Source organism: Comamonas aquatica, assembly GCF_018064205.1.
Taxonomy (GTDB): domain Bacteria; phylum Pseudomonadota; class Gammaproteobacteria; order Burkholderiales; family Burkholderiaceae_C; genus Comamonas; species Comamonas aquatica.
Genome location: NZ_CP072916.1, coordinates 530,175 through 550,692, shown reverse-complemented (window position 1 = coordinate 550,692; position 20,518 = coordinate 530,175). Strand labels below are relative to the sequence as shown.

General features: G+C 64.2%; 18 protein-coding genes and 1 pseudogene. 8 read left to right on the top strand and 11 right to left on the bottom strand.

The window, feature by feature from the left end; genetic code table 11:
* Positions 1-466: 466 nt before the first annotated feature.
* The 3 genes from KAQ61_RS02575 to KAQ61_RS02565 all read right to left on the bottom strand — a co-directional run bounded on the left by KAQ61_RS02575 (position 467) and on the right by KAQ61_RS02565 (position 4,006).
* Positions 467-1,123 carry a DUF924 family protein gene (locus tag KAQ61_RS02575; protein ID WP_210930396.1) on the bottom strand — a complete coding sequence of 219 codons (657 nt, stop codon included), beginning with the start codon at positions 1,121-1,123 and terminating at the stop codon, positions 467-469.
* A 676-nt stretch (positions 1,124-1,799) separates the two neighbouring features.
* Positions 1,800-2,768, bottom strand: a complete 969-nt coding sequence (locus KAQ61_RS02570; protein ID WP_210930395.1) for a tripartite tricarboxylate transporter substrate-binding protein — start codon at positions 2,766-2,768, stop codon at positions 1,800-1,802.
* Positions 2,768-4,006 (bottom strand): M20 aminoacylase family protein, encoded by a 1,239-nt coding sequence (locus tag KAQ61_RS02565; RefSeq protein ID WP_210930394.1) that lies wholly within the window; start codon positions 4,004-4,006, stop codon positions 2,768-2,770. The genes KAQ61_RS02570 and KAQ61_RS02565 overlap by 1 nt, the downstream gene beginning before the upstream one ends.
* 519 nt (positions 4,007-4,525) lie before the next feature.
* On the opposite strand from KAQ61_RS02565, the gene KAQ61_RS02560 reads away from it, so the two are divergent.
* The gene (locus KAQ61_RS02560; protein ID WP_042419979.1) at positions 4,526-5,452 is read left to right on the top strand and encodes an IS5 family transposase; all 927 of its coding nucleotides are present in this window, start codon (positions 4,526-4,528) and stop codon (positions 5,450-5,452) included.
* 39 nt (positions 5,453-5,491) lie between these two features.
* Here the strand turns inward: KAQ61_RS02560 and KAQ61_RS02555 are convergent, their stop codons facing one another.
* The gene (locus KAQ61_RS02555; protein ID WP_210930393.1) at positions 5,492-5,929 is read right to left on the bottom strand and encodes an NUDIX hydrolase; all 438 of its coding nucleotides are present in this window, start codon (positions 5,927-5,929) and stop codon (positions 5,492-5,494) included.
* A gap of 210 nt (positions 5,930-6,139) precedes the next feature.
* Between KAQ61_RS02555 and KAQ61_RS02550 the strand changes: the two genes are divergently transcribed.
* The 3 genes from KAQ61_RS02550 (at position 6,140) to KAQ61_RS02540 (ending at position 7,999) form a co-directional block, all read left to right on the top strand.
* The gene (locus KAQ61_RS02550) at positions 6,140-6,562 is read left to right on the top strand and encodes a VOC family protein (protein WP_210930392.1); all 423 of its coding nucleotides are present in this window, start codon (positions 6,140-6,142) and stop codon (positions 6,560-6,562) included.
* Between the two features lie 602 nt (positions 6,563-7,164).
* A complete protein-coding gene (locus KAQ61_RS02545; protein ID WP_210930391.1) occupies positions 7,165-7,389 on the top strand; it encodes a DUF3079 domain-containing protein in 225 nt (74 codons plus the stop codon).
* Positions 7,390-7,615: 226 nt separating this feature from the next.
* Positions 7,616-7,999, top strand: a complete 384-nt coding sequence (locus KAQ61_RS02540; protein ID WP_210930390.1) for a VOC family protein — start codon at positions 7,616-7,618, stop codon at positions 7,997-7,999.
* Between the two features lie 337 nt (positions 8,000-8,336).
* On the opposite strand, the gene KAQ61_RS02535 is transcribed toward KAQ61_RS02540, so the two are convergent.
* A complete protein-coding gene (locus tag KAQ61_RS02535; RefSeq protein WP_043379325.1) occupies positions 8,337-9,323 on the bottom strand; it encodes a Bug family tripartite tricarboxylate transporter substrate binding protein in 987 nt (328 codons plus the stop codon).
* Between the two features lie 566 nt (positions 9,324-9,889).
* On the opposite strand from KAQ61_RS02535, the gene KAQ61_RS02530 reads away from it, so the two are divergent.
* From KAQ61_RS02530 to KAQ61_RS02515, 4 genes are all read left to right on the top strand, one after another.
* Positions 9,890-10,501, top strand: a complete 612-nt coding sequence (locus KAQ61_RS02530; RefSeq protein WP_045268026.1) for a class I SAM-dependent methyltransferase — start codon at positions 9,890-9,892, stop codon at positions 10,499-10,501.
* Positions 10,502-10,586: 85 nt separating this feature from the next.
* Positions 10,587-11,351, top strand: a complete 765-nt coding sequence (locus tag KAQ61_RS02525) for a tRNA-uridine aminocarboxypropyltransferase (protein ID WP_210930389.1) — start codon at positions 10,587-10,589, stop codon at positions 11,349-11,351.
* Between the two features lie 123 nt (positions 11,352-11,474).
* Positions 11,475-12,389, top strand: coding sequence for an amino acid ABC transporter substrate-binding protein (locus KAQ61_RS02520; protein WP_210930388.1), 915 nt, complete (start codon positions 11,475-11,477; stop codon positions 12,387-12,389).
* A 636-nt stretch (positions 12,390-13,025) separates the two neighbouring features.
* Complete coding sequence (locus tag KAQ61_RS02515; protein WP_210930387.1) at positions 13,026-14,222, top strand: acyltransferase family protein; 1,197 nt, start codon at positions 13,026-13,028, stop codon at positions 14,220-14,222.
* 76 nt (positions 14,223-14,298) lie between these two features.
* Here KAQ61_RS02515 and KAQ61_RS02510 read toward each other — a convergent pair.
* From KAQ61_RS02510 to KAQ61_RS02485, 6 genes and pseudogenes are all read right to left on the bottom strand, one after another.
* A pseudogene (locus tag KAQ61_RS02510) lies at positions 14,299-15,296 on the bottom strand (branched-chain amino acid ABC transporter permease).
* Between the two features lie 15 nt (positions 15,297-15,311).
* A complete protein-coding gene (locus KAQ61_RS02505; RefSeq protein ID WP_042418737.1) occupies positions 15,312-16,196 on the bottom strand; it encodes a branched-chain amino acid ABC transporter permease in 885 nt (294 codons plus the stop codon).
* 80 nt (positions 16,197-16,276) lie between these two features.
* Positions 16,277-17,485, bottom strand: a complete 1,209-nt coding sequence (locus tag KAQ61_RS02500) for an ABC transporter substrate-binding protein (protein WP_045267263.1) — start codon at positions 17,483-17,485, stop codon at positions 16,277-16,279.
* 155 nt (positions 17,486-17,640) lie between these two features.
* Positions 17,641-18,840 carry an ABC transporter substrate-binding protein gene (locus KAQ61_RS02495; protein WP_210930386.1) on the bottom strand — a complete coding sequence of 400 codons (1,200 nt, stop codon included), beginning with the start codon at positions 18,838-18,840 and terminating at the stop codon, positions 17,641-17,643.
* Positions 18,841-18,891: 51 nt separating this feature from the next.
* A complete protein-coding gene (locus tag KAQ61_RS02490) occupies positions 18,892-19,617 on the bottom strand; it encodes an ABC transporter ATP-binding protein (RefSeq protein ID WP_042418747.1) in 726 nt (241 codons plus the stop codon).
* A 3-nt stretch (positions 19,618-19,620) separates the two neighbouring features.
* Positions 19,621-20,391: an ABC transporter ATP-binding protein gene (locus KAQ61_RS02485; protein ID WP_210930385.1), complete on the bottom strand. Its 771-nt coding sequence runs from the start codon at positions 20,389-20,391 to the stop codon at positions 19,621-19,623.
* Positions 20,392-20,518: the final 127 nt, after the last annotated feature.

Below are 20,518 nucleotides of genomic sequence, written 5' to 3'. Positions count from 1 at the left end.
ACCATTTCAGCCGCGATGTCCGTCAAGACAGCGGCTGGCACCGTGGGGCAGCCGATTCCACTCCGGTAGATTTTTTTCAGCCATCGGTGTGTGTGGCTGGCCGCAGGTATGACCGTCACCACCGCAGGTGCTGCCACTGACTGCGGCTGCATGGTCGTCAGTACCTCACCAACGGTGCAAGTCCTGTGACCTGGGCTACTTGCGCAGAGGATTTTCCCCATCCGATCTTGGGCATCGGGCTGCATGCATCCGCCAGGGGCCAGCCACCGCAGACGGCAACATCGCCCTGGCACGCCACCGCAATAAAGCCATCAGACCGGGAATGCCCAGGCCATCCCTCAACCATGAGAACGCTGGCGCACTGCGATCTCGGCCTGCCCAGCATGTGGCACAAACAGTCCCAGGATTGCAGGGGCAGGCTCCACAGCAGTGTTGACCGACACCGCGGGGCTACCGCCCGCCCCTCTCAGAACCCCGCGCCCGGCTGGCTCAGATAGGCCTTCTCGGCCACCGAGCTCTCGCGCCCCAGGATGGGGTTGCGGTGCGGGAAACGTCCGTACTGCGCAATCACCTCGCGGTGCTTGTGCGCATAGTCCAGCGTGACCTGGAAAAACTCGCGCAGCTGCGGCGGCGCGTTGCGCTGCAGCTCTTCGAAGGCCACCACGCTGCTCTCCTGCATCGCCAGGTTCTCGGCATGCTCCAGCGGCAGGTAGACAAAAATGCGCGCCATCTCCGGGATGCTGGGGTCCTGGTCCCAGCCCCGGTCAATCCCCTGCAAGGCCAGCGCCAGCGCCTTGGCATCGCCGGCAAAGCTCTTGGGCGTGCCGCGGTAGGCGTTGCGCGTGAACTGGTCCAGCACGATCAGCAGCGCCAGCCAGCCCAGCGGGGACTCCAGCCCCTCGCCATCCAGCTTGCCCGCCAGTGCCTCCTGCAGCACCGCACCAAACAGGTGGCGGATTTCCTCGTCCACCTCTTCCGACTTGGTGAACCACAGGGCCTGGCGCGTCTGCGCACTGGCGTTGGTGGGCAGCTCCGCCCCCAGCCAGTACTCCAGCACCTGCGACAGGCGAGGGTCCAGCGCCGACGCGATCGGCAGCGCCCAGGGTTTGGAAGGGATGGACATGTGCAAACTCCTTGTCATCTGTAATCTCATGCGGCCCGTGCGGCCTGCGCCCATGGTGCATGCCTTGCGCCCCCCATGCAAGGCAAGACCGACCGTGGCGGGACGCTGTAGAACCACAACGCAGGTGATCGAGGCACCCTGCGGGCACAGCAAACGCGCGACTGCCACGTCGGCCTGGGCCGAACGGACTGCGCAACGCCCGCCAGCACCGCCACATGTTCGATGGTGCGGCCTGAGCCCACGGTCTGCAGGTGCTGTACCCGCAAGCCCAGCCGCTTCGCCCACCCCGACAATGGCCTGAGAGCTGCCATGGGGACACGGCAGGGCCACGCTGCAGCCGTGCCTTGGACCCATTGGGGGTGGCGGTACGCGATGGGCGAGGAGGCATCCACACCACCGAGCACCCCGGTGCTGGGTCACCGCAGATGCGCTGCTGCACAGTGTCCGCCCGACCAGGCAGGTGGGCTTGGGGGACCACTCAGGTGGCCGCCCAGTCAGGGGATCGGGGCCACGTCGCCGGCAGCACGGTCCATACCACTTGTGACCTGGTAGGTGAAAAATTTCATTGAAATCACCCTCTAGTGCTTACCCGATATGCACTAACAGCTATCAAAAAAGGCTTCCCCAACGGAAAGCCTGGGCGTGGGCTGGCACGGTCCAGCCACCGGCCCGCGCTTCAGTCCAGCTTGGTGCCTGCGGCTTTGACGATCTGGCCCGCGCTGACAAAGTCGGCATCCAGCAGCTTCTGGAACTGCGCGCTAGGCAGAGTGCCGGCTTCCACCCCCACCCGCTCCAGGCGCTGCTGTACCTCCGGCTTGGCCAGCACTTTTTGCACCGCCTGGTTGATGCGTTGCACGACCGCATCCGGCGTGCCCTTGGGGGCCAGCAGGCCGAGCCAGGAGTCGAACGCATAGCCGGGCACGCCCGCTTCAGCCACCGTCGGCAGGTGCGGCAGGAAGCGCGAGCGTTGCTTGCCCGAGTACGCCAGCAGCTTGATGCGTGGCTCTTTCTCATACGCCAGCATGCCAATCGTGGCCCCGGTCACCAGCTCCACCCGGCCGGCCAGCAGCTCGGTGGTGGCATCGCCCGTGGACTTCATGGGGATGTGCTGCAGCTCCACCCCGGCCTGTGCCGCCAGGGCCGCTGCGGCCAGGTGCGATGCGCTGCCATTGCCGGCCGAGGCGTAGTTCAGGGTGTTGGGCGCCTTCTTGGCACGTTCGATCAGGTCGCGGACCGAGGTGATGCCGGACGCGCTGGAGACGCCGACCACATAGCCGGTGCGCCCCAGGTAGGAGACGCCGACAAAGTCCTCCTTGGGGTGGTAGGGCAGCTTGCTGTACAGGTGCGCGACCAGGTTGTGGCTGGCAGCCGCCAGCACCAGTGTCTTGCCGTCGGGCTTGGCTTGGGCCACCTGCGAGGTGCCCAGCGTGCCCCCGGCGCCGGCCTTGTTCTCGACGATCACGCTGGCGCCCAGCTCTTGCCCCAGTTCGTTGCTGAACGTGCGCGCCACGGTGTCCTGCACCGCGCCGGCACCAAAGGGCACGACGATGCGGATGATGTCCTGCGCCTGGGCCGAGAAGGCCAGGCCGACCAGGGCGGTGAGGGCCGCGCGGCGGCCGAGCTTGAAGGGGAACTGCGATGTCATCACACGGAGCTTTCAGGTTGGTTGAGCCACTGCTGGGCCAGACGGACAAAGTAGGTGGCGCCAAGGGGCAGGATGGCGTCGTTGAAGTCGTAAGAGCGGTTGTGGATCAGGCACGGGCCGTCTCCATGGCCGGGCAGGCGGTGGTCACCCGCACCATTGCCAATGAAGGCGTAGCAGCCGGGGCGCACGCGCAGCATGTGTGCAAAGTCCTCGGCCGCCAGCACGCCGGGAAACTGCGCATCCACATCGGCATCGCCGACGATGGAGCGCATGACCTGCGCGGCAAACGCCGATTCGGCGGCGTGGTTCACCAAGGGCGGGGAGGCGCGGGTGAACAGAACCTCAGCCGTGCATCCGTGCGCCAGCGCGGTGTGCTCGGCCTGCCTGCGCAGCGCGGCTTCCAGCAGGTCGAGGGCCTGCAAGGAAAAGGTGCGCACGGTGCCGCCCACCCAAGCGGTGTCCGGAATCACATTCGGGGCGTCCGAGCCCTGGATCTGTGTCACCGCCAGCAAGGCACGCTCCTGGGAGTCGATCTGGCGCGCCACCAAGGTCTGCAGCTGCTGGGCCAGGTCGATGGTGGCGGCCACTGGGTCCACCCCCGTGTGCGGGATCGAAGCGTGGGTTCCCTGCCCGCGCAGCGTGATGCGAAAGGTATTGCTGGAGGCCATCAACGCCCCGGGGTTCAGCGCGAACGCGCCCACCTTGGACAGCGCAAAGTTGTGCAGCGCAAACACGGCATCGCACGGAAAGCGCTCAAACAGGCCGTCTTCGATCATCTTGCGGGCGCCGGCCTTGCCCATTTCTTCCGCGGGCTGAAAGATCAGGTGCACGGTGCCCGCAAAGTCACGGTGCTGCGCCAGGTACCAGGCCGCCGCCAGCAACATGGTCGTGTGGCCATCGTGCCCACAGGCGTGCATGCGGCCCGCATGCTGTGAGCGGTGGGCAAACTGGTTCTCTTCCTGCAGCGGCAGCGCATCCATGTCGGCCCGCAGGCCGATGCTGCGTGTACCTGGGTGCTGACCACGAATGACGCCGACCACCCCCGTGCCAGCCATGCCGGTATGGACCTCCACGCCCCAGCTGCGCAAGCGCTGCGCCACCAGGGCCGAGGTGCGCTCCTCTTCAAAACCCAGTTCAGGGTGCGCATGCAAATCTCTGCGCAACGCAATGAACTCCGCCAGATCGCGGTCTTTTTCAATCACCAGTGACACCTGTATCTCCCACCATCCTTGTGCCATCGGGCTGGGCCGTGGCGAAAGCTGGCGATTGTGGAGCGTGGTGCCGTGTTATTGAAATACGGATTTATTATTTAAAAATAAGAATAAGCTCATGATGAAATTAGCCTTGATGGTTATTTTTCAGGCTATATGCATATTCAATCAATTTTTATTATTTGGAGCACCAGACCCATCTTTCATGAAATCATCGAATCACTCGGACTGATAAAATTTTTTACAAACAAATCGCAGCACCCCATATCAAACCTACGATTGATGCCATCATTTTTATAGGTTTACACAATTTTTCAAAATTAATTTATTTCATCCAATATTAATAATTTAATTCACTCCAAACAAAAACAATTGCACCCAGCCATATTGTCCAATTGATCAACTCCTCTATATTTTTTGCAGCGTCTGGCAGGGCACGCCATTCACCCACGCTGCACGATGTGCTGAAAATCCATATGGGGTTGCGACAGGGTGTCGCGGGCGTTGTTGCATAAATCGTTGCTCAGCAAGCGGTAGGCTTGCGGCATGAGCCACTCCCGTAAGCCCCGCTACCGCACCACAAACTGGAAACAGTACAACGCAGCTCTCAAGGCCCGCGGCTCTTTGACGGTGTGGCTGGACAAGCGCATGTGTTGGTTTGCCGCTGCAAGCGGCAAACGCGGGCGAAGCCCGAAGTTCTCGGATGCTGCCATTCAATTCTGTTTGACGCTCAAGAACCTGTTTGGCTTGGCGCTGAGACAAACTACAGGCTTGGTGGAGTCGGTGCTGCAACTGTGTGGCCTTGCCTGGTCCTCTCCAGACTTCAGCACCCTGTGCAGGCGGCAGCGAGATTTGGATGTCCAGATTCCGTACACCCGCAGTAAAGCAGGCTTGCACCTGCTGGTTGATTCGACAGGCATCAAGTTTCTGGGTGAAGGCGAGTGGAAATGCAAAAAGCACGGCGCTGAATACCGCCGTCAATGGCGTAAGCTGCACATTGGTATCGATGCGGATACCTTGCAGATTCGGGCCATCTGCGTGACGAGTAATAACGTCAGTGATGCCTCAGTGCTCAGCGACTTGCTGGAGCAACTGCCGCCCGATGAAACGCTTCAAAGTCTTATCGGTGATGGCGCCTACGATACACAGCCCGCCTATGAAGCGGTCATCAGGCACGGTGCAATCCCCATCATTCCTCCCCGCAAGAATGCACGAGTGCGCAGGGGTGCTGTGTTCGAGCGCCGCAATGCAGCGATTGCTGCGTGCAGGCGGCTGGGGCGAAGTATATGGAAACGCTGGATTGGCTACCACCGGCGAAGCTTGGTGGAAGCCAAGATGAACTGCATCAAACGTTTGGGCGAGCGGGTGATGTCCCGCACCTTTGAACGCCAAGTGAACGAGCTGCATATCCGAGCAGCCATCTTGAATCGATTTACTGAACTTGGCCGTCCTCAGACGGCAGCCGTGGCATAGCCACGGCTGGGGGTTGGGGTCAATCGCCTCAAATTGGATTTATGCAACAGCGCCGGTGTCGCGCAGAAAAGCCGGCCACAGATCGACGGCATGCAACAGCGCCGCGGGAAACCAGCGGAACGCCAAACGCTGGTCGCCCTTCACCCCCACATGGTCCCGCGGCTTGTCGAGCAACGGGAAATCGGCCTCGCACTGCACGCGGAAGTACAGGCCGATTGCCTGGTTCGCCTGGCTCGCGTGCTCGAAGAAATTCTCGACGGCATACAGCAGGCCCGCACATGCAACCTTGACGGCCAGTTCCTCGCGCATTGCACACACCACCGTGGTTTGCCCATCCTCACCGGGTTCGACGCGCCCGCCAGGCAGTGCCCAGAATGCATCGCCCTGAAAACGGTGCAGCAAGACAAAGCCCCCGTGGACCACCACGGCCGCCGCACACAGCTGAAAACGATGGCCAGCAATATTCACAGAAATCATCCACACCCTCCTTGGTTGACAGGCCAAGGGCGCGATGGCGGGGCCACACGGCACGGCTAAACGCCTGGGTGACCGGGGGCGGTCCCACCATCGCAGGCATGGGCCACCTGGCCATCGGGAATCCTGCGCACGGACCGATCACCACCGCACGCACGGCTTGTGCGGTATGGTCGGCGTTCACCCGAACCTCCACCGCTCGAAAGCAGCGCCATGCTCAGCCACATCCTCCTCGGCACCAACGACCTCACTGCCAGCCGCCAGTTCTATGACGCCGTGCTCGGCATCTTGGGCGCCCCCTCCGCCAGCCACATCCAGGTCAACGGTTTTGAACGCTATGTCTGGGACCACGACGGCACGCGCCTGATGATCGCCACGCCGCGCGATGGCCAGCCCTGCACGCACTACAACGGCTTCACGCTGGGTTTCAAAACCACCTCCATCGAGCAGTTGCACCGTGCGCTGGACGCGGCGCTGGCCCACGGCGGTGTGGCCATCGAAGACCCTGCAGGCTGGCGCAAGGCGCCGGGCAATGACCGCTATCTGGCCTATGTGCGAGACCCGGCCGGCCACAAGCTGTGCCTGATGTTCCGCGAGATCTGGGCACAGCCGGCACCCGCAGGCACGACGGCATAAAACCATAGCTGTCAGCGCATGCTGGATAAGCGCTAAAAGCCGATTGGATACTCAACACTTCCGACTGGGGTAGCACACCGACGCGCATTGCCCGACGCGCACCCCAGCCCGCATGGTCCCCATGCCTGCGCGGGTGGGCGCCATGCCTACCAACCACCATAGCACCGAGGTGCTGCCGTTGGTTTGACGGCGACGCGTCCCACCGCCGCGGTGTTGCGCCGGATGGCCCATCGCTGCGCAGGGGACGCTTTTTCGCAGGGCGCGTTGCCGCGGCTCCGACATACGCCTCCGCAAGAGGGCGCTGGTGCCGTCGCGTGCGCCTGTGGCGCAACGCTCGCGCCGTACGCGCGGCCTGGCCGCTTCCAGCCCGCATCGGTTGCGGCTGGATGCGCATGGGCCCTGGCCCATCGCACGCATCCCTGCTCCATCGCCCCCAGACTGGGCCAGCATGCGCGGGCAGCGCCCCGATCCCCGCCCGCGCCCCACCCGGGCTGCGGCCCCAGAACGCACGGCCTCTGATCTCTCACAAACCGCGGGCACGCCGGGGTGGTGCATTTCGGCGTAGCCTTGTGACTGGCAACCACGCCCACAGATCACCAGAGATGGCCAAGAAATTCCCGATCGCCCCCGCCCACCCCGAGCGCCTGTGCTGGGGCTGCGACCTGTATTGCCCGGCCGATGACCTGCGCTGCGGCAATGGTTCCGACCGCACGCCCCACCCTTGCGAGTTCTGGGGTGACGACTGGGAGCAGATGCTGGAGAGCACGTCCTCCGAAGCGGTGGATGCCACCCCAACCCAGGCCCAGACACCACCGCACAAGCTGTAAGCCCTGCGCCGCCAGGGTGCAGCGGCCTGCAGTCCCTGCGCTGATCCTCTACAGCAAAAAACACCGCTGGCGCTTACTCAGCAAGCGCTAGCAGCTATCAAAAATAATAGCCTGCATCGCCTGGGTGACGCGCGGCCTGCCAGGGCAAGCGTTAGCATGCGTGCAGGCTGGTGCGCGGCAACGCCCCAGCCCTCACCCACTACAGCTTACTGAGGAGACACCCCCTATGTTCAGCCACGTCATGCTCGGCGCCAACGATCTGGATGCGTCCGTCAAGTTCTACAACGCCCTGCTGGGCACGCTGGGGGCCAAGCCCGGCGTACAGGACCGCCACCGTTATTTCTGGCGCCATGCGGGCAACACCTTCAGCGTGACCACGCCCATCAATGGCGAGCCGGCCACGGCGGCCAACGGTTTCACCATGGGCTTTGCGGCCGAGTCCACCGACCAGGCCCTGCAGGCCTACGAAGCGGCGCTGGCTGCGGGCGGCACGGCCATCGAAGATGCCCCCGGCTGGCGCGGCGATGAGCGCATGAAGCTGTTCCTGGCCTATCTGCGCGACCCCACAGGCAACAAGGTGTGCGTGATGCACCGTCCGCCCAAGGCCTGAACCTGACGCCCCCCGCCGGACGGACACGCGGCGGGCGCAGGCGCCAGTCGCGCGGCCTACCGCGGTGGTGCCTTTCGACGCACGGCGCGATGGCGCAAAAAAAAAGCTCGCGGCCTTGGCCTGCGGGCTTTTTTTTGGGGGTGTTGGACGGCGACTCTTACGCGATCACCGTGTTACGGCAGAACGTCTCTGCAGCTGTCACTTTTATTTTTCTCTTCGCAGTACACGAAGTGCTGGTGTGAGATACAGCATTGTTTGCGCAAACAACCCGGCAATTATAACCAATAGCCATAAAAAATGTTTTGCAACCTATTTTCGTGGCTATTGGCGCAGGGCCTCAGCCCTCGGCCTTGAAGCCGGTGCGCTGCACCACAGGGCCCCATTTGCGCAGGTCCTGCTGCAGCAGCTGGGCAAATTCCGCCTGGCTGGACGCGGTGACGCTGAAGGCCATCTCCGCCAGCGCCTGCTGCAGCTTGGGCTGGGCCATGCTGCGGTTGGCGGCGGCGTGCAGGCGCTGCACCAGTTCGGCGGGCGTGCCCTTGGGGGCCAGCAGGCCCATCCATTCGCTGGAGGTCAGATCGCCCAGACCCTGCTCGGCAAAGGTGGGCACCTGGGGCATCTGCGCAATGCGCTGGGCGCTGCTGACGGCCAGGGTGCGCAGCTTGGGGTTGCCGATCTGGGCCACGGGTTCGCTGACCACGTTGAAGCTGGACGTGAGCTGGCCCGCCATCACGTCCTGCAAGGCCAGCGCCCCGCCCTTGTAGGGCGCGTGCACATAGTCCACCCCCACGCTGGCGGCAAACATGGCCCCCAGGAAATGCGGCGTGGTGCCGGCGCCGGGCGAGCCGTACGAGGCCATCTGTGGATGGGCCTTGAGCCAGGCGCCAAAGTCCTGCAGCGAACGCACGCTGCCCGGCACCAGCGGACCGACGTTGACGCTGTACGGCAAGGCGCACAGCGCGGCCACGGGCACCAGGTCGGTCAGCGGTTGGTAGCTGAGCTTGGTGTAGACATGGGGGTAGATGGTGAGGATGGAGCCGGGCGTGACCAGCAGGGTCAGGCCATCGGGCTTGGCGTTCTTGACGGCCTCGACCGCGATGCGACCGCCCGCGCCGGGGCGGTTGTCCACCAGCACGGGCGCGCCGATCTCGGCCGCCAGCAGCTGCCCCAGTTGGCGCGCCACAAAGTCGGCCGAGCCCCCGGCGGCAAAGCCGACCACCAGCCGCACGGGCTGCCCCTGGGCCCAGCTGCGGCTGGCCGCCCAGGGCGACAAGGTGGTGGTGGACGCTGCGCAAGCAGCCAGCAACTGGCGACGCGAGATCATGGGGGACGGTGCTTTCGGTGATGAGGGACTGCGCAAGCGGCAGGGGCGCAGGGGGCGCCGCGGCCGATTCTAGGAAGCCCGCACCGACGGGCGACGCAGAAAGCAGCCAGCGCGCCGCGCAGCTTTATTGCTTGCAGGGGCGGTGCAATTCGGTTAGCACGCCATTTTTCTGCGCTGCAGCATGGATTCACACAACATCCACGCGCTACACCACTACATCACAGCAAGGAAATGCAGCACAGAGGTGGCGCCACCACGCAAAAATTTTGCGCAAAAAGACGCAATAGGCGCTCTCTGCGGTCAATTATTGCAAGCCCACGCCTGCACACCCATCGTTCAGCGTGTCTGCCGCCTGCGCCAGCAATCCCCATCAAATCTGCCTCTAGCGCATATGCAGAAAGCGCATACAGCTATGGTTTTCAATGCACTTGACCACCGCCAATGCCGCAGTGCCGCATGCCGGCACTGCGTCTGCACGATACTTGGGCGCTCACTTTCCGGGTGGCCCAGGCAGCCCGGTGTTGTTCACCGCCAGCCACCAGGGCTGGCCCTGCCCAGGAGCATGCGTGCAATCAGCAAGCGATCAATGGTTTGACGAGGCGTACTACCAGCGCTTTTATTTCGACAAGAAAACCAGCGTGGTGGACCCCGAGCACATTGAACGTCTGGGCACGTTTGTCTGCAGCTACCTGAAGTACCTGCGCGTGCCGGTAGCGCGCGTGCTGGATGTGGGCTGCGGCATCGGCCTGTGGCAGCACGTGGTGCAGCAGCAGTTCCCCGGCTGCAGCTACCACGGCGTGGAGTTCAGCGACTACCTGTGCGGCCGCTTCGGCTGGGAGCGCGGCTCGGTCGTGGACTACCAGGCCAGCGAGCCGTTCGACCTGGTGATCTGCCAGGGCGTGCTGCCCTACCTGAGCCCGGCCGACCTGAAGCAGGCACTGAAGAACCTGGGCCAGCTCTCGCGCGGTGCCCTGTACCTGGAGGCCGTGGCGCGCGAGGACTATGAGCGCGACATCATCGACGAGGACCTGACCGACCCGCGCCTGTTCCGCCACCGCGCCGCGCTGTACCGCCAGGGGCTGTCGGCCAGCTTCAGCGAACTGGGCGGTGGCCTGTGGCTGAGCCGCAAGTCCCAGGTGCCGGTGTTCGAGCTGGAGTGCGCCGGCGGCGGCCACTGAGCCCACGCCCGGCCACCGGGGCGGCAGGACAAGCGCAGCACCCCAGCGCCGGCGCACGGCAGCTGCGACAATCGCCGGCTTGCCCATGTCTGCCTCCCCCACACCCTTTCCCCATGCCGTTGCGCGCCTGCGCGATGCCCGCCTGACGCGCAGCACGCGCCCCTTCCTGGCCCGTGGTGGCCCCAAGGGCGACCGCTGCGAAGGCTGCCGCCTGCGCACCAGCCACTGCATGTGCGCCCTGCGCCCCCACCTGCCCACGCACGCCGGGGTGTGCCTGGTGATGCACGATGCCGAACCACTCAAGCCCAGCAACACCGGCTGGCTGATCGCCGATGTGGTGCAGGACACCTTTGCCTTCGGCTGGAGCCGCCTGGCGCTGGACCCCGGCCTGCAGGCGCTGCTGCAGGACCCGCAGTGGCAGCCCTACCTGGTGTTCCCGGGGGAGTTTGTCGAGCCGCCCGAGCGCGTCATCCACGCCCTGCCCGAAGCCCAGGCCGACAGCGGCCAGCGGCCGCTGTTCATCCTGCTGGACGCCACCTGGTCGGAGGCGCGCAAGATGTTCCGCAAGAGCCCCTACCTGGACAAGTTTCCAGTGCTGAGCCTGCAGCCCGAGCAGTTCTCGCGCTACCAGCTGCGCCGCTCCAAGCGCGAAGACCACTTTTGCACCAGCGAAGTGGCCGCGCTGTGCCTGGAGCTGAGCCAGCACCCGCAGGACGCACGCGCCGGCCAGGTGCTGGAGCGCTACCTGGAGGTCTACACCCACCACTACCTGTGCGCCAAGAACCAGGTGCCACCCAACCTCCACAGCCCGGCGCACCAGCGCCTGCAGGCCGCGCTGCAGCCTTCGTGAACCCCGGCGGCCGCCATCGCGCCGCCCGGAATTTGCATAACACGGGGATGTCTGAAGCCAGTGGGAGAATGCACCGCCATGGGGCCGGATGTGCTCGGCCCGCCTGCTTGAGTGCCTCGTTCCATGAAGTCTGTGGTGAAGTTTTCCCTGCTGTCGGCGGCCATCGTGGCCGCCGTTTTTTCTGCGGCCGCACACGCGGCCCCCGGCGCCAGCGATTCGCCCACGCTGCAGCGCTGGCAGGCCGGTGGCACCGTGGTGCTGGGCGTGCGCGAAAGCGCCACGCCCATGGCCTATGCGCTGGGCGCCAACGAGAAGTTCGTGGGCTACCACGTGGAGCTGTGCGAGAAGGTGGTGCGCGCCATCGCCCCGCAGGCGCAACTGAAGTACATGGTGCTGACCGCGCAGAACACCATGCCGCTGATCCAGAACGGCACGGCCGACTTCAACTGCGCCAGCATGACCAACAGCCTCAAGCGCCAGGACCAGGTGGCCTTCGGCCTGACCACCTATGTCAGCGAGGTGCGCATGGCAGTGGCCCAGCAGGCACCCATCACCAGCTTCAAGCAGCTGGACGGCAAGAAAGTGTCGGCCATCACGGGCACCACGGCCGTGCAGATCCTGCGCCGCTATGCGGCCGAGCACGGCATCCAGTTCAAGACCCTGATGGCCAAGGACCAGTTCGAAGCCTTCCTGCTGCTGGAGTCGGGCCGCGTCGATGCCTTTGTGCTGGACGACAACATGCTGGCCGGCGTGATCGCCCAGAGCAAGCACCCCGCGGGCTACAAGATCGTGGGCGAGGTGATCGGTGCTGAGCCGATCGCCATCCAGTTCAGCAAGCAGGACCCGGCCATCAAGCAGGCCGTGGACGGTGCCATCCGCCAGATGATGGCCAACGGCGAGATCGAACGCCTGTACGCCAAGTGGTACACGCAGCCGATCCCGCCCAAGCAGGTGAACCTGAACCTGCCCATGGGCAGCACGCTGAAGAAGCTGCTGGCCCAGCCCAACGACGCGCCGGTCGAACAGTTCCAGCCCTGAGCCGACAGCGCCGGCGGCCCGTGGCACGGCAGCTGGCAGCTGGCAGCATCGATAGCACCGAGCCCAGGCCCTGCCTGGGCTTTGGCCGTTTTGGGCCCTGATGGCTGCGCCGCACAGGCTGCCCCTGGCACCTGGGCATGCCGGTTTCATGCAGCGCCACGATGGCTGGCGGCAAGTGCCAGACCCGCCGCTGCAATGGTGGTGCACGCCACCGCACGATCTGGCGCGCCGGACTGCGGCAACCTACGATCCCGGGCGACACCCCGCACCGACTGTCCGCAGGCAGACACACTGCGCCTTTGGCGCGCGGCACACCGGCCTTCCCCATCCGCCCCACCGTCCAGGCCCGACCGCAGGCCTGCGGGCACGCCGGCCACTCGCCCATGCACCCGTGCCCTGGGCACACGCCACCGCCGTTGAGCTAAAGAACTTGATAGCACTGGGTGTAATCGGCAGTAAGACTAAAATCGAAAAACTCTGTTACCGGGTAGATACCCGAATTGCAGTAGCATCCTTTCGCCATGCTTGCCATGGCAGTGTCTTCAGCGCCCAGCGCGCCAGCGGCCCGCCTCCGGCTGCGGACACGGATGACCCTGGCCATGCCGCCTGCGCGGACAGGCCACCCCCACCACGGCGATGTTTCTGGCGTCCGATCCGGGTCTGCGTGCGGACTGCCGGCGCCCTGGTGGTCGCTTTGCTGTTTTTTCTGCCTGGTCCAGCCCTGCCCTGGACCACCTGACATCAAGAGGTAAGTCGGTTTTGACGGAATTCAAACTGCGCTACAACCCGGCGCTGGACGGCCTGCGAGGGATCGCCATCGTGCTGGTGCTTCTGTCGCATGCCCATGTGCCGCTGTTCGATGGTGCCTTCCTGGGCGTGGACCTGTTCTTTGTGCTCAGCGGCTACCTGATCACCTCGCTGCTGCTGATCGAATGGCACACCGAGGGCCGGCTCGACTACTGGCGTTTTTACCGCCGGCGCTTTTTCCGGCTGATGCCGGCGCTGGCCCTGTTCCTCGCGGCCTATGTGCTGTTCGCACCGCTATTTTGGCCCGATCTGGACGACATCTACCAGGACGCCCTGGTCTCGCTGCTGTACCTGGCCGACTACGGCATCGCCTTCTTCGACAGCCCGGACACCTTGCTGCACATGTGGTCGCTGGCGGTGGAAGAGCACTTCTACCTGATCTGGCCGCCGCTGCTGGCCTTGCTGGTGCGCAAGGCCGCACCCGGCAAGCTGTGGCGCACCATCCTGCTGCTGTGGCTGCTGGCCTGGGCCTGGCGCATCTTCTGGGTGTTCCAGGGCCAGCAGTTCTACGAGATCTTCTTCCGCTTCGACACCCGGGCCACCGGACTGCTGGCCGGCAGCCTGCTGGCCGCCCTGCTGCACGAGCGCACCGGTTTCGCCGAAGCCATCCAGTCCCGGCTGCACCACCTCATGTGGCTGCCCCTGGCCATCCCCCTGCTGATGTCGCTGGGCTGGGACAACCAGGACGCCATGCTCTGGGGCATCACGGTGGTGGAGTGCGCGGCCATCGTCATCCTGGTGGCCGTGCAACGCCAGGGCCTGGTCTATGACATGCTGACCGCACCGGCCCTGGTGCAACTGGGCCGCCTGTCCTACGGCATCTACCTGTGGCACTACCCCGTGGTGCGCTACCTGCGGGCCGAGTTCTCGTGGCCCGTGGTGCTGGTGCTGGGCCTGGCCATTTCCGCTGCGCTGGCGGCCCTGTCCTTCTACACGGTGGAGCGCTGGGCCCTGCGCTGGCGCGATGCGCCGCGCAAGGAGCGCCCGGCCAGCCTGCCGGCCCACGCCCGGCAGGCCATGCGCTGAACGCTCCCGGAGCATGGCCCTTGCATGAAAAAACCGCCTCTTGAGGCGGTTTTTTTGCAGCTGAAGCGGGATCCGCTTACAGGGTCTTGCCCGCACCGCGGCGGCGCGCCAGCCAGGCGATGATTTCGCCCATCACGCCGCGACGGAAGGCCAGCACGCACAGCACGAAGATGAAGCCGGTGACGATGGTCACGGACTCACCCAGGGTGGTGAACCATTCCACGCCCGTCAGCTTGGCCAGGAAACTGCCGAAGTCGCCGATCTTGTTTTCCAGCGCCACCACAATGGCAGAGCCGACGATGGGGCCGGACAGCGTGCCCATGCCGCCCATCAGCGTCATCAGCACCACGTGGCCGGAAGCCGTCCAGTGCACGTCGGACAGGGTGGCAAAGCCCAGCACCACGGTCTTGAGCGAGCCGGCCAGGCCAGTGATGGCGGCGGACAGCACGAACACCAGCAGCTTGAAGCGGTTCACGTCATAGCCCAGGGAGATGGCGCGGGGCTCGTTCTCCTTGATGGCCTTGAGCACCTGGCCAAACGGCGAGTGCACGGTGCGCACGATGACCAGGAAACCCAGGACACAGATCACCAGGGCCACGTAGTACATGGTCAGGTCGTTGGCCAGATCGATCACACCGAACAGCTTGCCGCGCGGCACGCCTTGCAGGCCGTCTTCACCGCCGGTGAACGGGGCTTGCAGACAGACGAAGAACAGCATCTGCGCCAGGGCCAGCGTGATCATGGAAAAGTAGATGCCCTGGCGGCGGATCGCCAGCCAGCCGGCCAGCAGGCCCAGGGCCGCCCCCCGAGGGTGCCCAGCACGATACCGACCTCGGGCGTCACGCTCCAGACCTTGATGGCATGGCCGGCCATGTAGGCCGCGCCACCCAGGAAGGCCGCATGGCCAAAGGACAGCAGACCGGTATAGCCCAGCAGCAGATTGAAGGCCGAAGCGAACAGTGCAAAGCACATGAGCTTCATGACGAACACGGGATAGGCGCCAAAGAAAGGCGCAACGATCAGGGCCAGCAGCAGCACGCCGTAGCCGATGAAGGAGATTTGCTTGGAATTCATGTGGTGTGCCCCTGCTTATTTCTCTTTGCCGAACAGGCCCGCGGGGCGAATCAGGAGAACGATGACCATGATGACGAACACCACGGTGGAGGAGGCTTCGGGGTAGAACACCTTGGTCAGGCCTTCGATCACGCCCAGTCCCAGGCCGGTGAGGATGGAACCCATGATGGAGCCCATGCCACCGATCACCACCACGGCGAAGACGATGATGATGAGGTTCTGCCCCATCAGCGGCGTCACCTGGTAGACGGGTGCCGCCAGCACCCCGGCGAAGGCCGCCAGACCCACGCCGAAGGCATAGGTCAGCGTGACCATGACCGGCACATTGATGCCGAAGGCTTCGACCAGGCGCGGGTTTTCCGTGCCGGCGCGCAGGTAGGCCCCGAGGCGGGTCTTTTCGATCACGTACCAGGTGGCCAAGCAGACCACGATGGAGGCCACCACCACCCAGGCCCGGTAGTTGGGCAGGATCATGAAGCCGAGGTTGGTGGCGCCCTCCAGCAACTCCGGCGTGTCGTAGCCCAGGCCCGACACCCCGTAGATGGAACGGAACACGCCCTCGATCAGCAGCGACAGACCCAGGGTCAGCAGCAGGCCGTAGAGGTGGTCGAGCTTGTAGATCCAGCGCAGCAGGAAGCGCTCGATCAACACCCCGAACGCCCCGACGATGATCGGCGCGAGGATGAGCATCACCCAATAGTTGATGCCGAAGTAGTTCATGGCCATCCAGGTGACCATGGCCCCCAACATGAACAAGGCGCCGTGCGCAAAGTTGATCACGTTGAGCAGGCCGAAGATCACCGCCAGCCCGAGGCTCAAGATCGCATAAAACGAGCCGTTGACCAGCCCCAGCAGAAGCTGGCTGAGCAAGCCCGGTAAAGAAACACCGAAGATTTCCATGAGAGAGACGCTATTGGGTGAACAAGGTGCCCGTCAGTCACTGCGCGCAGCACGCCAGCGGCGTGCTGCAACGGCTTACGTCACTTCCACAGGGCGCATTTGGTTTCCGCCTTGGTGGTCCAGACCTGGTCGGCCGGCAAGGTGGACAGAACCTTCAGATAGTCCCAAGGACGCTTGGATTCCTCAGGCTTTTTGACTTCCACGAGGTACATGTCGTGGGCGTAGGTGCCATCGGGACGGATGGTTCCCTTGGCATAGAAGTCCGACAAGGGCGTGCTCTTGAGGTGGGCCATGACCTTGTCGGCATCGGTGCTGCCCACGGCCTGCACCGCCTTGAGGTACTGCGTCACGGCGGAGTAGTCGGCAGCCTGCACATCGGTGGGCATGCGCTTGGTCTTGGCGAAGAACTTCTCGGCGAACTTGCGCGATTCGTCATTCATGTCCCAGTACCAGCTGGTGGTGTGCAGCAGACCCGCGGTGTTCTTCAGCCCCAGGGAGTGGATGTCGGTCAGGAACACCAGCAGACCCGCGGTCTTCATGCTCTTGTCGATGCCGAACTCCTTGGCCGCCTTGATGGCGTTGATGGTGTCGCCACCCGCGTTCGCCAGACCCAGGATGTGGGCCTTGGAGTTCTGCGCCTGCAGCAGGAAGCTGGAGAAGTCCGAGGCGTTCAGCGGGTGCTTGACGCTGCCCTTGACTGTGCCGCCCTTGGACAGGATCACCTTGGTGGTGTCCGACTCCAGCGCCTGGCCGAAGGCGTAGTCCGCCGTCAGGAAGAACCAGTCCTTACCACCGCGCTCCACCACCGCGCCGCCCGTACCCTTGGCCAGGGCCACGGTGTCATAGGCATAGTGGATGGTGTAGGGGTTGCACTGGTCGTTGGTCAGGGCCGAGGAGCCGGCGCCGTTGTTGATGTGCACGCGCTTCTTCTCGTTCGCCACCTGCGAGACGGCCAGGGCCGTGCCGGAGTTGGTGCCACTGAAGATCAGGCTGATACCTTGCGTGTCAATCCACTCGCGCGCCTTGCTGGCCGCGATGTCGGCCTTGTTCTGGTGGTCAGCCGACAGCAGTTCGATGGGCTTGCCCAGCACCTTGCCGCCGAAATCGTCGATGGCCATCTGCATGGCCAGCGCGCCGTTCTTGCCCTCCACATCCGCATACAGGCTGGACATGTCGGTCACGAAACCGATACGCACCTTGTCCTGCGGCTGCGCATGCGCCGTCGCGGCCATCAGGCCGGCGGCACCGAGCATCCAAGCCAGTCGAGTGAAATTGCGCTGTTTGGTCATTGCCTTGTCTCCTTGGTGGTGTGGCTGACGCCTTGTAAAACCAGTGCCCTTGTTCCGACGACGCGGGGGCGGCAAACTCGATAACGCGAACACAAACACCGTCTGATCACGGCAGCACCGCACCGGGTCCGACGGGTGCTGCCGCACTCAGACGATCACTTCCACAGAGCGCACTTGCTCTCTTCCTTGGTGGTCCAGACCTGGGCTGCTGGCAGCTTGGAGACCACCTTGTAGTAGTCCCAGGCTTCCTTGGACTCCGAGGGCGACTTGACCTGCATCAGGTACATGTCGTGGGCATAGCGGCCGTCCGGACGGATCACGCCTTCGGCATAGAAGTCCTTGAGCGGCGTGCTCTTGAGCACGGCCATCACCTTGTCCGCATCGGTGGTGCCAGCCTTTTCGACGGCCTTCAGGTAGTTGGTGGTGGCCGAGTAGTTGGCCGCCTGGATGTCGGTGGGCATGCGCTTGGTCTTGGCCTGGAACTTGCGCCCGAATGCACGGGTCTCGTCGTTCAGGTTCCAGTCCCAGCTGCTGGTCAGCAGCAGGCCTTCGGTGTTCTTCAGCCCCAGCGAGTGGATGTCGGTCAGGAACACCAGCAGGCCGGCCATCTTCATGCTCTTGTTGATGCCGAACTCGCGCGCGGCCTTGATGGCGTTGATGGTGTCGCCGCCGGCATTCGCCAGGCCCAGGATCTGGGCTTTGGAGTTCTGCGCCTGCAGCAGGAAACTGGAGAAATCCGAAGCGTTCAGCGGATGGCGCACACTGCCCTTGACGTTGCCGCCCTTGGCCTTGATGACCTTGGTGGTGTCGGCTTCCAGCGAGTGGCCAAAGGCGTAGTCCGCGGTCAGGAAGAACCAGTCCTTGCCGCCGTTGTCCACCACCGCACCGCCCGTGCCCTTGGCCAGGGCCACAGTGTCATAGGCGTAGTGGATGGTGTAGGGCGAGCACTGCTCGTTGGTCAGGGCCGAGGAGCCGGCGCCGTTGTTGATGTAGACGCGCTTCTTCTCCTGGGCCACCTTGGCCAGCGCCAGGGCCACGCCGGAGTTGGTGCCGCCGAACAGCATGGTCAGGTTCTGCGTGTCGATCCATTCGCGCGCCTTGGTGGCGGCAATGTCAGGCTTGTGCTGATGGTCCTGGGTCAGCAGCTCAATGGGCTTACCCAGCACCTTGCCACCGAAATCATCGATGGCCATCTGGATGGCCAGGGCACCGTTCTTGCCGTCCACGTCCGCGTAGTTGCTGGACATGTCGGTGATGAAGCCAATCTTGATTTTGTCGGGCTCCTGCGCGTGGGCCAGGCCAGCAACGGCCAGCGACAGGGCCAGGGCGGTCAGGGGCGTACGAATGGGGTGCATGGTGCAGTCTCCTTGTTGTTGTGGTGTGTGAAATTCGGTCGAGGCCAGCGCTTAGACGCCCAGCAACTCATTGAGGACGGGCATCTTGGCGTCCAGCTGTGCCGCTTCAAAGGTCTCGACGATGCGGCCGTGCTCCATCACGTAGAAGCGATCGGCCAGCGGCGCGGCAAAGCGGAAGTTCTGCTCCACCATGACGATGGTGTAGCCCTTCTGGCGCAGGGTATGGATCATGCGGGCCAGGGCCTGCACGATCACGGGCGCCAGGCCTTCGGAAATTTCGTCCAGCAGCAGCAGGCGTGCGCCGGTGCGCAGGATGCGGGCCACCGCTAGCATCTGCTGCTCGCCGCCCGACAGGCGCGTGCCCTGGCTGTGGCGGCGCTCGGCCAGGTTGGGGAACATGGCGTAGATTTCCTCGACGCTCATGCCGTCGTGGCCGGTCTTCAGCGGCGGGGGCAGCAGCAGGTTCTCTTCGCACGACAGGCTGGAGAAAATGCCGCGCTCCTCGGGGCAGTAGCCCACGCCAAAGTGCGCAATCTTGTGCGTGGGCAGGCCCACGGTTTCCTGGCCGTTGATCTTGACCGATCCCTTGCGGGCGCCGGTCAGCCCCATGATGGCGCGCATGGTGGAAGTGCGGCCCGCGCCATTGCGGCCCAGCAGAGTCACCACCTCACCGGGGTGGACCACCATGTCCACGCCGTGCAGCACGTGGGATTCGCCATACCAGGCTTCGAGATTGCGGATTTCCAGCGCAGGTGTTGTGTGCTTGTTGTCGGCCATGGCTCAGTGCGCTCCTTGCAGTTGGCCGTCGGTTGTCCCCATATAGGCTTCCATCACTTGCGGGTTGCTTGAAACTTCGGCGTAGTTGCCTTCGGCCAGCACCGCGCCGCGTTGCAGCACGGTGATGCGATCGGCAATCGTGGAGATCACCTTCATGTTGTGCTCCACCATGAGGATGGTGCGACCGGCCGAGACCTTCTTGATCAGCTGCGTCACACGGTCCACGTCCTCGTGGCCCATGCCCTGGGTGGGCTCGTCCAGCAGCATCAGCTCGGGCTCCATCGCCAGCGTGGTGGCAATTTCCAGCGCACGCTTGCGGCCATACGGCAGATTGACCGTGACCTCATCGGCCATGTCGTCCAGGCCCACCTCGGCCAGCAGTTCCATGGCGCGGCCGTTGAGCTGGTCCAGCGAACGCTGGCTCTTCCAGAAGCGGAACTCGGTGCCCAGCTTGCGCTGCAGGCCCACGCGCACGTTCTCCATCAGCGTCAGGTGCGGGAACACGGCCGAAATCTGGAACGAACGGATCACGCCCCGGCGGGCGATCTGGGCCGGGGCCTCGCGGGTGATGTCATGGCCGTTGAAACGGATTTCCCCCGAAGTGGGCTCCAGGAACTTGGTCAGCAGGTTAAAGCAGGTGGTCTTGCCGGCACCGTTGGGTCCGATGAGCGCATGGATACTGCCGCGCTGCACCGACAGGTTCACATCGCTCACGGCGGTGAAACCCTTGAACTCTTTGGTGAGATGGGTGGTTTGAAGAATGACGTCGCTCATGCGCCCAGGCTGCTCCGTGGTTGGGGTGCAGCGCGGAAAACTGGGGGCTTTTCCGGAGCGTGCACCGTGTCGTATGTTGCGGTGCATCGTATGTGGCGGTTCTGGCAAACGCACTGGGAGTTGTGCC

Bases quoted from the DNA above. Each gene is read 5' to 3' on its own strand.
- KAQ61_RS02575 (WP_210930396.1), bottom strand. From the start codon at position 1,123: ATGTCCATCCCTTCCAAACCCTGGGCGCTGCCGATCGCGTCGGCGCTG.
- KAQ61_RS02570 (WP_210930395.1), bottom strand. From the start codon at position 2,768: ATGACATCGCAGTTCCCCTTCAAGCTCGGCCGCCGCGCGGCCCTCACC.
- KAQ61_RS02565 (WP_210930394.1), bottom strand. From the start codon at position 4,006: ATGGCACAAGGATGGTGGGAGATACAGGTGTCACTGGTGATTGAAAAA.
- KAQ61_RS02560 (WP_042419979.1), top strand. From the start codon at position 4,526: ATGAGCCACTCCCGTAAGCCCCGCTACCGCACCACAAACTGGAAACAG.
- KAQ61_RS02555 (WP_210930393.1), bottom strand. From the start codon at position 5,929: ATGATTTCTGTGAATATTGCTGGCCATCGTTTTCAGCTGTGTGCGGCG.
- KAQ61_RS02550 (WP_210930392.1), top strand. From the start codon at position 6,140: ATGCTCAGCCACATCCTCCTCGGCACCAACGACCTCACTGCCAGCCGC.
- KAQ61_RS02545 (WP_210930391.1), top strand. From the start codon at position 7,165: ATGGCCAAGAAATTCCCGATCGCCCCCGCCCACCCCGAGCGCCTGTGC.
- KAQ61_RS02540 (WP_210930390.1), top strand. From the start codon at position 7,616: ATGTTCAGCCACGTCATGCTCGGCGCCAACGATCTGGATGCGTCCGTC.
- KAQ61_RS02535 (WP_043379325.1), bottom strand. From the start codon at position 9,323: ATGATCTCGCGTCGCCAGTTGCTGGCTGCTTGCGCAGCGTCCACCACC.
- KAQ61_RS02525 (WP_210930389.1), top strand. From the start codon at position 10,587: ATGTCTGCCTCCCCCACACCCTTTCCCCATGCCGTTGCGCGCCTGCGC.
- KAQ61_RS02520 (WP_210930388.1), top strand. From the start codon at position 11,475: ATGAAGTCTGTGGTGAAGTTTTCCCTGCTGTCGGCGGCCATCGTGGCC.
- KAQ61_RS02515 (WP_210930387.1), top strand. From the start codon at position 13,026: ATGTTTCTGGCGTCCGATCCGGGTCTGCGTGCGGACTGCCGGCGCCCT.
- KAQ61_RS02505 (WP_042418737.1), bottom strand. From the start codon at position 16,196: ATGGAAATCTTCGGTGTTTCTTTACCGGGCTTGCTCAGCCAGCTTCTG.
- KAQ61_RS02500 (WP_045267263.1), bottom strand. From the start codon at position 17,485: ATGACCAAACAGCGCAATTTCACTCGACTGGCTTGGATGCTCGGTGCC.
- KAQ61_RS02495 (WP_210930386.1), bottom strand. From the start codon at position 18,840: ATGCACCCCATTCGTACGCCCCTGACCGCCCTGGCCCTGTCGCTGGCC.
- KAQ61_RS02490 (WP_042418747.1), bottom strand. From the start codon at position 19,617: ATGGCCGACAACAAGCACACAACACCTGCGCTGGAAATCCGCAATCTC.
- KAQ61_RS02485 (WP_210930385.1), bottom strand. From the start codon at position 20,391: ATGAGCGACGTCATTCTTCAAACCACCCATCTCACCAAAGAGTTCAAG.